General features: G+C 66.8%; 10 protein-coding genes and 1 pseudogene. 1 reads left to right on the top strand and 10 read right to left on the bottom strand.

The features are described 5' to 3' along the window. Positions 1 to 86 precede the first annotated feature (86 nt). The 8 genes from J2X21_RS19080 to J2X21_RS19045 form a co-directional block, all read right to left on the bottom strand. A complete protein-coding gene (locus J2X21_RS19080; RefSeq protein ID WP_310331260.1) occupies positions 87 to 3,245 on the bottom strand; it encodes an efflux RND transporter permease subunit in 3,159 nt (1,052 codons plus the stop codon). Further along, positions 3,242 to 4,759: an efflux RND transporter periplasmic adaptor subunit gene (locus J2X21_RS19075; protein WP_310331258.1), complete on the bottom strand. Its 1,518-nt coding sequence runs from the start codon at positions 4,757 to 4,759 to the stop codon at positions 3,242 to 3,244. Before J2X21_RS19075 ends, J2X21_RS19080 begins: the two co-directional genes overlap by 4 nt. A 5-nt stretch (positions 4,760 to 4,764) precedes the next feature. Next, positions 4,765 to 5,982 carry a TolC family protein gene (locus J2X21_RS19070; protein WP_310331256.1) on the bottom strand — a complete coding sequence of 406 codons (1,218 nt, stop codon included), beginning with the start codon at positions 5,980 to 5,982 and terminating at the stop codon, positions 4,765 to 4,767. Between the two features lie 162 nt (positions 5,983 to 6,144). Next, complete coding sequence (locus tag J2X21_RS19065) at positions 6,145 to 6,546, bottom strand: hypothetical protein (RefSeq protein ID WP_310331253.1); 402 nt, start codon at positions 6,544 to 6,546, stop codon at positions 6,145 to 6,147. A gap of 104 nt (positions 6,547 to 6,650) precedes the next feature. Beyond that, complete coding sequence (locus J2X21_RS19060) at positions 6,651 to 6,995, bottom strand: DUF305 domain-containing protein (protein WP_310331251.1); 345 nt, start codon at positions 6,993 to 6,995, stop codon at positions 6,651 to 6,653. A gap of 73 nt (positions 6,996 to 7,068) precedes the next feature. After that, on the bottom strand, positions 7,069 to 7,488 hold the full coding sequence (cueR, locus tag J2X21_RS19055) for a Cu(I)-responsive transcriptional regulator (protein WP_310331250.1): 420 nt from the start codon (positions 7,486 to 7,488) through the stop codon (positions 7,069 to 7,071). Beyond that, a complete protein-coding gene (locus tag J2X21_RS19050) occupies positions 7,485 to 9,920 on the bottom strand; it encodes a heavy metal translocating P-type ATPase (protein WP_310331248.1) in 2,436 nt (811 codons plus the stop codon). Before J2X21_RS19050 ends, cueR begins: the two co-directional genes overlap by 4 nt. 532 nt (positions 9,921 to 10,452) lie before the next feature. Next, entirely contained in the window at positions 10,453 to 11,625 is a 1,173-nt protein-coding gene (locus tag J2X21_RS19045; protein ID WP_310331848.1) for a tetratricopeptide repeat protein, read from the bottom strand. Between the two features lie 5 nt (positions 11,626 to 11,630). On the opposite strand from J2X21_RS19045, the pseudogene J2X21_RS19040 reads away from it, so the two are divergent. Next, positions 11,631 to 12,128, top strand: a pseudogene (locus J2X21_RS19040) (transposase); the annotation flags it as partial. Positions 12,129 to 12,382: 254 nt separating this feature from the next. Here J2X21_RS19040 and J2X21_RS19035 read toward each other — a convergent pair. Continuing rightward, positions 12,383 to 12,559 (bottom strand): hypothetical protein, encoded by a 177-nt coding sequence (locus tag J2X21_RS19035; protein ID WP_310331246.1) that lies wholly within the window; start codon positions 12,557 to 12,559, stop codon positions 12,383 to 12,385. A gap of 109 nt (positions 12,560 to 12,668) precedes the next feature. Then, on the bottom strand, positions 12,669 to 12,914 hold the full coding sequence (locus tag J2X21_RS19030) for a CopK family periplasmic copper-binding protein (RefSeq protein ID WP_310331244.1): 246 nt from the start codon (positions 12,912 to 12,914) through the stop codon (positions 12,669 to 12,671). Between the last annotated feature and the right edge of the window lie 478 nt (positions 12,915 to 13,392).

The raw sequence follows: 13,392 nt of genomic DNA, 5'->3' as shown, positions 1-13,392 counted from the left end.
ACGCCTGCGCGGCAAACGCAGCGGCGGAGCCGCCTAGCAGCACGCACCATACCAACGTATTCGTCGACATGGCCGCGATGGGACACTCACTTCCCCAAGCTCTCGGGCTTGTCCGCGCGCGACCCGGCCGACTGCCGACGCATCAGCGCAAAAGCCGCCGGCACGACGAACAGCGACAGCAGCGGCGCTGTCACCATGCCACCCAGCACGGGCGCGGCGATGCGGCTCATGACTTCGGAACCCGTGCCCGAGCCCCAGACGATGGGCAGCAGGCCGGCAAGGATGACGGCGACGGTCATCGCCTTCGGTCGCACCCGCAGCACCGCGCCCTCGCGGATCGCGTCCAGCACGACCTCCCAAGTGATTGCCGAGCCTGCGCGCACCCGGTCCTCCAGCGCGTGCTTCAGATACAGCAGCATCACCACGCCAAACTCGGCCGACACGCCCGCCAGCGCGATGAAACCCACCCCGGTGGCGACCGACAGGTTGTAGCCGAGCAGGTAGAGGAACCAGACGCCGCCGGTCAGCGCCAGTGGCAAGGTCGCCATGATGAGCGCTGCCTCGCTGGCGCTGCGGAACGTCAGGTAAAGCAGCACGAAGATGATGAGCAGCGTCGCAGGCACGACCACCTTCAGCCGCTCGTTGGCCCGCTCCATGAACTCGAACTGGCCGGAGTACGCCAGGCTCATGCCGGGCTCCAGCTTCACCTGCTCGGCCACGGCGCGTCGCAGGTCCCCGACCACCGAGGCAATGTCGCGGCCGCGCACGTCGATGTAGACCCAGCCCGACGGCCGGGCGTTCTCGCTCTTGAGCATGGGCGGCCCGTCGACGATGGCGACTGTGGCCAGCGAGCCGAGTGTCAGCTGCTGGCCGGACGGCGTCAGCACCGGCAGGTTGCGCAGCTTCTCGGGCGTGTCGCGCAGCTCGCGCGGGTAGCGCAGGTTGATCGGGAAACGCGCCAGCCCTTCGACCGTCTCACCGACGTTCTCGCCGCCGATCGCGCCGGAGACCACAGCCTGCACATCGCTCACGTTCATGCCGTAGCGCGCCGCGGCCGACCGGTCGATCTTGACGTCCACATAACGGCCGCCCGTCAGGCGCTCAGCGAGCGCCGAGCTGATGCCGGGGATGGTCTTGGCAACCGTCTCCACCTGCGCGGCGACGCGGTCGATGGCGGACAGGTCGGAAGCCGACACCTTCACGCCGATGGGGCTTTTGATGCCGGTGGCCAGCATGTCGATGCGGTTGCGGATGGGCGGGATCCAGATGTTGGAAAGGCCCGGCACCTTCACCGCGCGGTCGAGTTCCTCGACGAGCTTCTCAGGCGTCATGCCCGGGCGCCATTGGTCGCGCGGCTTGAGCTGCACCGTGGTCTCGAACATCTCCATCGGCGCCGGGTCGGTCGCGGTCTCGGCGCGGCCGGCCTTGCCGAAGACCCGCTGCACCTCGGGCACGGTCTTGATCATGCGGTCGGTGAGCTGCAGCAACTCAGCGGCCTTCTGCGCCGACAGCCCCGGCAGCGCCGAGGGCATGTAGAGCAGGTCGCCCTCGTCCAGCGGTGGCAGGAACTCGCCGCCCAGGCGCAGCAGCGGCCAGGCGGTGGTGGCCAGCATCGCAACCGCCAGCACCAGCGTGAGCCGGGGCCAGCACAGCACCCATTCCAGCGCGGGCCGGTACAGCGCGATCAGGCCGCGCGTGATCGGGTTGCGCTGCTCATCCGGGATGCGGCCGCGAATCCAGTAGCCCATCAGCACCGGGATCAGGGTGACGGACAGGCCGGCTGCGGCTGCCATCGCATAGGTCTTGGTGAAGGCCAGCGGCCCGAACAGCCGGCCCTCCTGCGCCTGCAGCGTGAACACGGGCACGAAGGACAGCGTGATGATCATCAGCGAGAAGAACAGCGCCGGGCCCACCTCCACGGCAGCGTCGGTGATGACGGCCCAGCGCGGCTCACCCTTGAGCTCTTCGCCCGGGTGGGCGTGCTGCCAAGCCTCCAGCTTCTTGTGCGCGTTCTCAATCATCACGACGGCCGCGTCCACCATGGCGCCGATGGCAATGGCAATGCCGCCGAGCGACATGATGTTGGCGTTGAGCCCCTGTTGCTGCATGACGAGGAAGGCCGCCATCACGCCCAGCGGCAGCGAGATGATGGCCACGAGGGCCGACCTCAGGTGCCACAGAAAGGCGACGCAGACCAGCGCCACGACGATGAACTCCTCGACCAGCTTGGTCGCCAGGTTGTCGATGGCCCGCTCGATCAGCGAGCTGCGGTCATAGGTCGTGACGATCTCCACGCCCTTGGGCAGGCTGGCCTGCAGTTGCTTGAGCTTGTCCTTGACCGCGGCAATCGCCGTCTGCGCGTTCTTGCCGGTGCGCAGGATCACCACGCCGCCCACGGCTTCGCCCTCGCCGTCCAGCTCGCTGATGCCGCGGCGCATCTCCGGGCCGGTCTGCACCGTGGCCACCTGGCCCAGCAGCACGGGCACGCCGTTGCGGCTGGTCAGCACGATGCTGCGGAAGTCGTCCAGCGACTTCAGGAAGCCACTGGCGCGCACCATGTATTCCGCCTCGGCCAGTTCCAGCACCGCGCCGCCAGCCTCCTGGTTGCCGTTCATCAGCGCCTCCCGCACTTGGCTGTGCGTGATGCCGTAGGCGAACAGCTTGGCGGGGTCCATCACCACCTGGTACTGCTTGACCATGCCGCCCACCGTGGCCACCTCGGCAACGTCGGCGACCGACTTCAACTCGAACTTCAGGAACCAATCCTGCAGGGCGCGCAGCTGTGACAGGTCGTGCTGGCCCGTCCGGTCCACCAGCGCGAACTGAAAGACCCAGCCCACGCCCGTCGCATCGGGCCCGAGCGAGGGCTTGGCCGTGGCAGGCAAGCGCGCCTGCACCTGGCTGAGGTATTCCAGCACGCGCGAGCGCGCCCAGTAGAGGTCCGTGCCGTCCTCGAAGAGCACGTAGACGAAGGAGTCGCCGAAGAAGGAGAACGCCCGCACGGCCTTGGCGCCGGGCACCGACAGCATGGTGGTCGCCAGCGGATAGGTGACCTGGTTCTCGACGATCTGCGGCGCCTGGCCCGGGTAGCTGGTGCGGATGATGACCTGCACGTCCGACAGATCGGGCAAGGCATCGATGGGCGTCGACCGCAGCGACAGCACGCCGGCGACGGCCAGGAACAGCGTGGCCAGCAACACCAGGAAGCGGTTGCCGACCGACCACCGGATCACGGCGGCGATCATTTGGCGCCCCCATTCGGATCGCGCTGCACACCCGTGACTTCATAGCCCTCAGCGCTCTCCCTGAACGTGAACTGCACCTTGTCGCCGACCTTGAAGCTATCGGCCAGCCCCGGTTGCGCGATCTTGAAGCCCATCTGCATGGCCGGCCACTTCAGGCTGGGCACCGGACCGTGGTCCAGGGTCACCTCCTGTGGGGTGAGCCCGACGATTCGCCCCTGTCCCTGATGGACCACCGCAGACGGAGCCCCCTGCGATCCCGCCGACGCCGCGGCACTGGCCGGCGCCGCACTCGGGCCTGCCTGGCGCTGCAGCAGGCCCTGCATGCTGGCTTCTGAGTCGATCAGGAACTGGCCCGAGGCGACGACTTGCTGACCCGCCTGCAGGCCTTCCAGCACCTCCAGCTTGTCGCCCCATTCGCGGCCGATGCGCACGGGCACGGGGGTGAAGCGCCCTGGCTGCTCGACGACGTAGACGATGGCGCGCTCGCCGGTCCGGATCACCGACTCGGCCGGCACCACCAGCGCCTCCTCGGCCGGCCCGCCCAGCCGCATCTGCGCAAACATGCCGGCGCGCAATCGACCATGAGGATTGGGCAGCTCCGCCCGGACGCGCAGCGTGCGCGTCTCGCTGCTGGCCTCGGGCAGCACTGAGGTGACCTTGCCTTTCAGCGTCTCGCCCGGGAAGGCCGCCAGCGTCACTTCGACCGGCTCGCCCACGCGCGCCGTGGCCGCCTGCACTTCGGGGAGCGCGGCCTCCAGCCAGACCGTCGACAAGCCGGTGATGCGCGCCAGGCTCATGCCCTGCGACACCGTCATCCCCGGCCGCACCATCATCTCCTGGACCAGACCACCAGTCGGCGCATGGACCGTGGTCAGGGCTTGCACCTCGCCGGTTCGCTCCACCTGCTGCACCAGCGCCGTGGGCATGCCGAGCAGGACCAGACGCTGGCGCGCGGCCGCAGTCAGCGCCGCGTCGCCCATTCGGCGCAGGGCCAGGAACTCCTGCTGGGCGCCAGCCCACTCGGGCACCAGCAGCTCGGCGATGAAGGCGCCTGCCGCCACGACGTCGCCCGGTGCCAAACGCGCCACCCGCTGCACGAAGCCCGCCGTGCGCGCTTGCAGGATCGCCACGTCGCGTTCGTTGAGCTGGACCGTGGCGGGCACCTGGACGGAGGCGCCGATGCGCTGCTTCTCCGCGGTCGCAGTGCGCACGCCCAGCATCTGGGCCACGCGCGGGTCGACGGCAACGCCGCTGGCGTCTGCCTCGCCGGCGTACTTCGGCACCAGCTGCATGTCCATGAATGGCGACTTGCCCGGCTTGTCGAACTTGTGCTGCGGCACCATGGGGTCGTACCAATAGAGCACCTTGCGGTCGTCTGCTGGCGGCTGACTGGACGCACCTTGCCCGCCAACTGCGGGAGACGGGCCGGTAGTCCATCGTGCGGCGCCGTAACCCAGGCCCGCGCCGATGGCAACGAGCAGGACCACCGTGAACAACTTCTTTTGAGGCGACATGGGGTTCACTCCGCGATGAGATAGGCCAGGCGGGCCTGCTGGGCCAGAACCTGGGCTTGCAGGTCCAGGGCGCGCAGCTGCACGTCGGCGGCGCTCCTGCGTGCCGTCAGCACGGTGCCGAGGTCGGCGCGGCCGGCCTGGTAGCTGGCCAGCGTCACCTGCACGCGATCTTTGGCCAGCGGCAGCGCGGCGGCCTGCAGGCGGTGCAGCACGCGCTCGGCGCGCTGCAGTTCGGCGACCAGCGCGTCGACCTCGGCGCGCACGCGGCGCAGCGCGTCCTCTCGCTCGGCCTGCAGCCGCTCCACTTCCTTCTGCCGCGAGGCCACCACCGGCTCCTGGCGCGTCGCGCGCGAGACCGGTAGCTCAAAGCTGAGCTGCACCGACACCATGTCCCCAAAGGCCCGGGGGCGGTTGCCGTAGGCGACTTCCCAGCCCCAGTCGCCACGGCGCATGGCGGCGGCTTCTTCAACGTCGGCCCGGGCCATGGCCAGCATGGGCGCGAAGGCCAGCAGGTCAGCGTGGCGATCCAGGTTGTCCAGCAGTCGGGCGAGGTCCAGTCGAAGCGCAGGCGGTTCGGCCTGGGCCGACAGCTCGGGTTGCTCGCCCGTCCAGCGGCGCAGCTGGGCGCGTGCCTGCTCGACGGCAGCCTGCAGCTCGTCGCGGCGGTCGGCGAGCTCCAGCGTCTCTTGCCGTGCCATCAGTGCGTCTGCCGGCATTGCGCCTCCAGAGGCGAGGCGTGAGGCCAGCGCGTCCTGCAGAAGTCGGTCTTCCTGCTCCAGCGCCGCAAACACGGCCAGTCGGCGCTGTGCGAAGTGCAGGCCCAGCCAGGCCAGCGCCGCTTCGCGCCGCACTGCAAGCCGTTCGGACTCCAGCATCGCCCGTTCTCGCGCGGTCTTGGCATCGGCCGCCTCCCGCTGGGCCGCCCGCCTGGCGGCGTTTGGCACGTCCTGCATGAGTCCGACCCGGCGCATCGTCATCGAGTCCCGGTTCCAGCTGAAACGCTCCGGGCCGGAGACTGGGAAGTTCTCGACCCCGACGGCGAGCTTGGGGTTGGGCAGTTGCCCGGCCGCCGTTCGTGCCTGCTGGGCGCCGTCGGCGGCCGCCTGGCGTGCGGTCAGCGCCGCCGAATGCTGCTCGGCAAGCAGCAGCGCCTGCTCGAAGCTGATGGGTGCGGCGCGCACCGTCCCGACAACGGTCAGGAAAACCGTGGCCAGGACGGCCACGCGTATGCGGCGCGAGGTTGAGCACGTGCCCTGATAGCGGACGCGTGATCCCGCTGAAAAGAAGATGGCCATGACGGCACTCCACAAAAGCCTTGGAAGCGATCAAGCGATCGCGCAGACGGGAGCGCGCTACCGAGCAATCGGCGGCGCGGGCGTCAGGGCTTAAATGCGAAAGACCTGGAGTGCGAGATAGACCGGCGGCGCGCCATCGGGCGGGCCGGTGTGGGCGGCAACGACCGCAGGCAGCGCCTGGGCCGCCTGGGGCGCTATCCACAGCGCCAGTCGCGTGAGCAGTCGGTCGAGCAGAACCGCTGGCGCTACATCCGCCACGGGTGCGTTGTTGACCGTCTGCCTGTCGCGGTCACAGTGCGCCTTGCACAGCTGCGGCTGTTCGGGGTCCATGCTCGACATGGCTTCGCAGTCAGGCATTGCTGCCATGGCCGGCTCACCATTGACGCCCTGCGGAGCGGGGCACGCGTATGCGGCCGTGGCGAACTGAAGGCATACCAGGACCGTCGCAAGCATGCTTGCGATCCAGCGCCGGTACACCTTCGTCAACCTCATGTCACCAGTTTACAGAGCAAGCCCGCCGATGTGCTGGCCTTCGTTTGCGCCAGCGCAAGGCCAAGCGACATATGGGCGCGGTGCGGTCGATGAGGCGAGAAGGCTCACTTGCTCTTCTGCAGCCAGGCCTCGAGCTGGGCAATTTCCTTGGACTGATCCTTGATCATCTTCTCGGCCATCGCCTTCAACTCTGGCGACTTGCCGTGCGCGACCTGAACCTTTGCCATGTCCAGCGCTTGCTGGTGATGCATCTTCATCATCATGGCGAAGTCCTTGTCGGTGTCGCCGGTCATCTTCATGCCCTGCATCTGCTGCATGCCGGACATCATGCTTTTGTGCATTAGCTCCGAGCCGTGGTTGGCAGACTGGGCGGTTGCGGCACCGCTCATTGCGAGGATGAGGCCGGTTGAACAAAGGGCGAGCCGTAGTGCAGCGACAGAACGATTCATGGAGAGGTCTCCTGGGTGGCTGGCGGATGACCCGCCAGCCCATCGCCGGCAATCAACGCTCCCGCTGGCACGTTCAATCAGCGAGTTCATCCAGGATCGGGCAATCGGGCCGCTGGTCGCCGTGGCAGCATTCGGCCAAGCGCTCCAACGTGCGCTTCATAGCCTCAAGCTCCTTCATGCGCCGGTCCAGGTCGGCCACATGCGTGAGGGCGATCCGCTTGACGTTGGCGCTCGCCCGGCGGCGGTCCTGCCAAAGCCTCAGCAGTTCTGCGATCTCAGCCATGCTGAAACCCAGGTCGCGTGCCCGCCTGACGAAGCGCAGCGTGTGGATTTCCTTGCCGGTGTACTGCCGATAACCGGAATCGGTGCGGCCCACCTTGGGCAGCAAGCCCAGCGACTCGTAGTGGCGCACCATCTTGGCCGACACGCCGGAGCGGGCGGCGGCCTCCCCGATGTTGAAGGGGCCGTCGGTATGCGATGTGACCGTGCTCATTGCTGACTCCCTTTCCAGCTGCGCAGCATCAGCGCGTTGGTGACGACGCTCACACTGCTCAAGGCCATCGCGGCAGCGGCCACTACGGGGCTGAGCAGCCCGAAAGCGGCGAGCGGAATGCCGATGACGTTGTAGACGAAGGCCCAGAACAGGTTCTGGCGGATCTTGGCGTAGGTACGCCGCGAGATGTCGATGGCATCGGCGACAAGCGACGGATCGCCACGCATGAGCGTGACGCCAGCGGCATGCATGGCCACATCGGTGCCGGTGGACATCGCGATGCCGACATCGGCCGCCGCCAACGCCGGCGCGTCGTTGATGCCGTCACCGACCATGGCCACCCGGTGGCCACCGTTCTTCAACGCGGTGACGATGTCGGCCTTGTCTTCAGGGAGCACCTCGGCGCGGATCTCATCGATGCCCAGTTGCTGGCCGACCGAATCCGCGCTGCCCTGGTTGTCCCCGGTCAGCATGACGGTTCTGATGCCCAGCCGTTGCAGCTCTTGAACCGCGTGTGCCGCCGATGCCTTGGGTGCATCTGCGAAGGCCAGCAGCCCGATCAGCTGCGGTTCGTCCCCCACGTCCGCCAGCCACGACACGGTTCTACCGCTCGCCCGCAACGCCTGCGCACGCGCCTCCAACGCAGTCAGGTCGACACCCAGCTCCTGCATGTAGCGGCTGCTGCCCAGCCTCAGCTGGCGCTGGCGTACGACTGCCGCCATGCCGCGTCCGGCAACGGCCCGGACTTCAATGGCCATAGGCACGCCGACACGCTCCCGCTTCGCGGCGTCCATGACCGCGCGAGCCAGCGGATGCTCGCTGTTCGCCTGAATCGCCGCGCTTGCGCCCAGCAATCCAGCGTCGTTGCCGTCCACCGCCTCAAAGGCCACGAGCTCCGGCTTGCCTTCAGTCAGCGTGCCGGTCTTGTCGAAAGCGACCACCTCGACGCCGTGCGCCACCTCCAGCGCTTCGGCATCCTTGATGAGGACGCCGTGGCGCGCCGCGACCCCCGTGCCGGCCATGATCGCGGTCGGCGTGGCCAGGCCGAGGGCACAGGGGCAGGCAATCACCAGCACCGCGACGGCGTTGAGAATGGCTCCTTCCCAGTCACCCGTGCCCAGTCCCCAACCGAGCAGCGTCACCAACGCAATGCCGATGACCACCGGGACGAAGACCGCGCTGACACGGTCGACCAGCCTCTGGATAGGCGCCTTCTTGGCTTGCGCCGACTCCACGAGGCGGACGATCCTGGCCAAGGTGGACTCGGCTCCCACGGCCAAGGTACGAATGAGCAACAAGCCCTCAGCGTTGACGGACCCGCCCGTCGCCCGGTCACCTGGGTGCTTGGCGACCGGCAGGCTCTCCCCGGTGATCATGGATTCGTCGATCTCACTGGCGCCCTCGACGACTTCGCCGTCGACGGGCACGCGCTCGCCAGGCCTGACGACGACCAGATCGCCGACACGAACGTCTGCAAGGGCCACATCCACATCGGTCCCGTCGCGGCGCACGCGGGCGCGGTCCGGCCGCAGTGCCTGCAGCGCGCGGATCGCTTCGGTCGTCTGGCGCTTGGCGCGCCCCTCCAGCCATTTGCCCAGCAGCACCAGCGTGATGACCACGGCCGATGCCTCAAAGTACAGTTGGTGCATGGCGTGCTCGCCGTGCACCAAGAGCTGGTAGACACTGAGACCATAGCCAGCGGTGGTGCCCAAGGCGACCAGCAAGTCCATGTTGCCGGCGCCCGCGCGCAGCGCCTTCCAGCCGGCCCGATAGAAGCGCGCGCCGAGCCAGAACTGGACGGGCGTCGCGAGCAGCAGCTGCAGCCAGCCGGGCAACATCCAAGGCAGGCCGAACAAGGCCGTGAACATCGGCAGCACCAGCGGGGCCGACAGCACGCCGGCGACCGCGACGGGCCACCATTCGGGAAGACGATGCCTGTTGGGCGCAGCCTCGGCAGCGCCTTCGGTCACAGCGCCGGGCTCGGTCACCGGGCGCGCGGCATAGCCGGCCCGTTCGACGGCGCGCAGTATCGCGGCCATGTCGATCTCCCTGGCCGCCAAGCGGACTTGGGCTTGCTCTGTCGCCAGATTCACCTCGGCCGCGATCACGCCGGGAACCTTCAACAGCGCTTTCTCGACGCGGGCGACGCAGGACGCGCAGGTCATGCCTTCGATTTGCACGCTCAGCGCCTGCTCGGGGACCTCGTAGCCGGCCTTCTCCACGGCAGCTCGCAGTGCGGCGAGGTCGACGTCAGCCGCTGCCTCAACGGCTGCTGTCTCGGTCGCCAGGTTGACGCTGGCTTCGCGGACGCCCGGGACTTTGGCGAGCGCCTTTTCAACGCGGGCGACGCAGGACGCGCAGGTCATCCCCGTGATCGGGAACGACCAGCGGCGAACGTCTGCCGATGGAGCTGTGTGAGCAAGTGAGTTCATGTCTTCCTTCCTGGTCGGCTGGCATGCCAACCCGTGAACGGAAGTCTCAAGCTTGCCATGATGGGAGGGTCAAGGGGTGGATGCAAAGATTTTTTGGGATCGCGGCCACCGTTGCAATGGACGCCCTGCTGGCCCAGGTCATCGCCACACAGATGCACTCGCTGCGGGTGCCGCAATGCATCTGACCGTCCCTGATGAATCCGTTCTGGGTCAACGGCGGGAAGTTGTCCTTCAAACTTCACCGCGTGATTTGCCCTTCGCCAGCTGTATGTAGCGTTCTCGCGCCAGTCCCAGGAGATACGCGGCCTTGCTGAACCTGGTCATGGATGCCACGTCGCCCATGCGCAACCGGTCCAAAGCCGCGCTGTTGATGCGTTGGGCGGCGACTACGCGCCGGTTCGCTCGTAACAGTGGGCTGGGTGCCATGACATCTCCCGGGCGTAGCGAAACAGCCCTGCCGCTGCTGCTGAACAGAGTTCCACGACGGCGTCAAAACCCTTGATGGCTACGCTGCTGGTCATTGATCCGGCCGTCAACATAGCTTTGCGCGTAGCTGTGCTCCACTCGGCAGCACCATCGCGGCGTCGAGCTCGATCTTGGCCGCACGCGCCCAGCGCCCACCCCCTCGCAGGACGTCCAAATCCTTGGAACAGGCTCTGGCGAAAAACATGGACTCCGCCACCCCATGTGCATGCAACAGTTGCTTGACCCTGACCGTACGGTGACGGAGATCGAAGTCCTGAAACTCTGCCCCTCGCCCGATACCGCCAGCGACTTGCGCCACGACGCGCCGAAGATTCTGCTGGACCGTTGCTGACACGGCTGGCACCGCCCGGGGGGATGACAGCTTGGCATGGCGAATGAACGGGTTGCGCCCCACTACCAAACCCCATGGGCGTTGTCCTCCCACCAGGTCGACCGTCATCGCCTCCAACTTTGTGAGCCCGAAATCTCGCGCCACTTGCAGTCGAAGTGCCAGACCCGGGTCCGATTGCGCGATAGCCGAGAGCGCCTGGCCGGCATCCTCATCTCGTCCGTCAACGGGCAACACGAAGGTGCACAACAGTCTGAACGCGTGGTCGTCACCAGCCTGTGCGGCCAAGAACAGCCAGTTCAAGCCCTGTTCTACCTCGCGCAGCGACCCCGATCCGCGCAGGATGGTCGCGCCGAGCCGGCGCTGCGCCAACACAACGCCGTTGGCTGCCGCCTTTTCGAGGCAGAACCTCGCCATGGGCGGATTGGCCACCGAACCGTTGTGATTTGAGTGGATTTCGTAGAGCCGAGTCCAAGCCTCGCCGTGTCCGCCGTCGGCCGCGCGCATGAGCAGCGCCGACGCTTTCCGGAGGTTCTGCCCCGAGACCAGCGACTGCCAGCCCAGGTTCCCAACGTCGTTGCCGCTGAGTGCCTGGCCAAGCATCAGAGCCGCGCCGCTGTTCCCTCGCACCACACAATCGTCCAGCAAGGTTTCGATAGCCTGGCGGTCCAAGGTAAGGGTTGCGCCGTGAAGTGAACTCGCATGCGTCAAGGCTTCGAAGACCTTGTCTGCCAGATCAGCATCTGGCGTCGCGCCTGGCGCCAGGCCGAGCGCCAGTGCGCGGAACAGCAGCTGCGGTTCCTGCCTCACCAGCGCCCGATCCATCGCGAACGTCAGCAGGTCATGCCAGCCGATGCCGGGCAGTTCTTTCAGAGACCGCAGACGCGACACGACCTCGCGCCGGCGGCGGGTTCGACCCGGCGTACAACGCGCAGACGGCAGCGGACGAGGCCGCGCACATCATCGTGGCGGCGGAGTTGGACAACGTTGCGCCGGATGCGAACTGGCTGTTGCCGATGATCCAGTCGGTCAAGGACAACCTGGACGAGCTGCCCGCATTGGCCCTGGCGGACGCGGGCTACCGCAGCGAAGACAACCTGAAGAGTGCGCCGATCGAGCTGGTGGTGGCGCTGGGCCGCGAAGGCAAGGAACACGCCCAGGTCGACGCCGGCAAGTACCCGCACACGGCGGCGATGGCGGCCAAGCTGCAGACCGACGACGGCAACGCGGCGTACCGCAAGCGCAAGTGGATCGCCGAGCCGCCCAACGGCTGGATCAAGAACGTGCTGGGGTTCCGACAGTTCAGCCTGCGGGGGCTGCACCAGGTGCAGGCTGAGTGGAAGCTCGTGTGCATGGCGCTGAACCTGCGGCGCATGGCAACGATGGTCGGCTGAAGGTGCACAGATGTGCGAAGAGCACGCTTGCAATGTGCCTGCAGCAGCCTTGCCAGGCTGGCCAAAGGCTGCACCCCATCGGGACAGCCGCTAAAAGCTCATCGAAGCTCAAGCCGATGGGCTCGCAGCACGCTGCAACCGTGCGCAGCGAGTTCTGCCGCGCAGACTCCTAGGCCACCGACCCGCACTGCGAAATTCACTGGTGGGCTCTATAGAGCGTTAAGAGTTGCGAACGCAAGCGTCGGGTGGCCCTGCTATTTGCCTTTCCGCCGACGTGTGCGCTTTACGTATTTGCGACGGGCGTCGCCGCCCTTCGTTGAATTACGGCGCAATCGCCACACCGCCACCGCGGCAATCGCAACGCCGACCAGCCAGATCAGGATCAACTGGCTGAACAGCTCTCTTGAGATCCAGCGGCCTTCAATCCACATTCAACGCCTAGTTCAGATGGAGAAAAGCTGTCGACATGTCTACGGACGTTGTCAGGGTGTCGACGCTGGGGTTGCCGGGTGACCACCGCGAACGCGGCTATGTGCCGAGTCATCCGGTATGGTCTTCCTTCAGCAAGGCCTCCAGGCGGGCAACTTCGTTACCAACCGCCGTGATCTGGCGTCCGTCCTTGGCCGTGAGTATCTCGCCGCGCTTCAGGAATACGGCGCGACCGAAGGCATCCTCCTTGGACATCTTGCCATCCTTGAAGACGTGCAGTGTGGAGCCGTCACGCAACTCGATGGAGGCTTTCACTGCGTTGGCGAGCGCGTGATGGGCCTGTGCCGGAGCGGCCATGCCGCCAAGCGCGATGCAAGGACTGCAGAGGTGATGAAGGGCTTCATGGTCGATCCTTTCAGAGATGTGCCAAGTGCACGCGTTGACTCTAGGAACACATAACCAACATCAGCCGCACCGAACGATGACAAATCCGTCATCCGCCCTCCGATGCCGCTGGCCACCGAAGACCAATCTCCGTCCAACATCATGGGACCGCGCGAAGTCGTAGCCGCAGTGCATGACCGCGATTCCTGCTTGCACGAGGTTCATCCCAGGCCCTGATGGCTGCGCGAGTCCTGCCGCGCCCCGTCGCCGTATACGAAGCGGCTGAACAAGTGCCGCACCCTCCAGCGAGACGCCGACGCCGGGATTGCGAACCTCCAGCCTCACTTGGCTGCCCTGCGTAAGCAGCCAGGGAACACATGTTGATCTGACCGTGCCTCGGTAGTGAACATCTGTCCGCTTAGAAGGAGGCGGACACGTGAACACTTATGGG

The organism is Roseateles asaccharophilus (genome assembly GCF_031458115.1).
Lineage (GTDB): Bacteria > Pseudomonadota > Gammaproteobacteria > Burkholderiales > Burkholderiaceae_C > Pelomonas > Pelomonas asaccharophilus_A.
This window is presented reverse-complemented; position numbering and strand designations above follow the sequence as displayed.

Bases quoted from the DNA above. Each gene is read 5' to 3' on its own strand.
- J2X21_RS19080 (WP_310331260.1), bottom strand. From the start codon at position 3,245: ATGATCGCCGCCGTGATCCGGTGGTCGGTCGGCAACCGCTTCCTGGTG.
- J2X21_RS19050 (WP_310331248.1), bottom strand. From the start codon at position 9,920: ATGAACTCACTTGCTCACACAGCTCCATCGGCAGACGTTCGCCGCTGG.
- J2X21_RS19065 (WP_310331253.1), bottom strand. From the start codon at position 6,546: ATGAGGTTGACGAAGGTGTACCGGCGCTGGATCGCAAGCATGCTTGCG.
- J2X21_RS19035 (WP_310331246.1), bottom strand. From the start codon at position 12,559: ATGTGGATTGAAGGCCGCTGGATCTCAAGAGAGCTGTTCAGCCAGTTG.
- cueR (WP_310331250.1), bottom strand. From the start codon at position 7,488: ATGAGCACGGTCACATCGCATACCGACGGCCCCTTCAACATCGGGGAG.
- J2X21_RS19030 (WP_310331244.1), bottom strand. From the start codon at position 12,914: ATGGCCGCTCCGGCACAGGCCCATCACGCGCTCGCCAACGCAGTGAAA.
- J2X21_RS19075 (WP_310331258.1), bottom strand. From the start codon at position 4,759: ATGTCGCCTCAAAAGAAGTTGTTCACGGTGGTCCTGCTCGTTGCCATC.
- J2X21_RS19060 (WP_310331251.1), bottom strand. From the start codon at position 6,995: ATGAATCGTTCTGTCGCTGCACTACGGCTCGCCCTTTGTTCAACCGGC.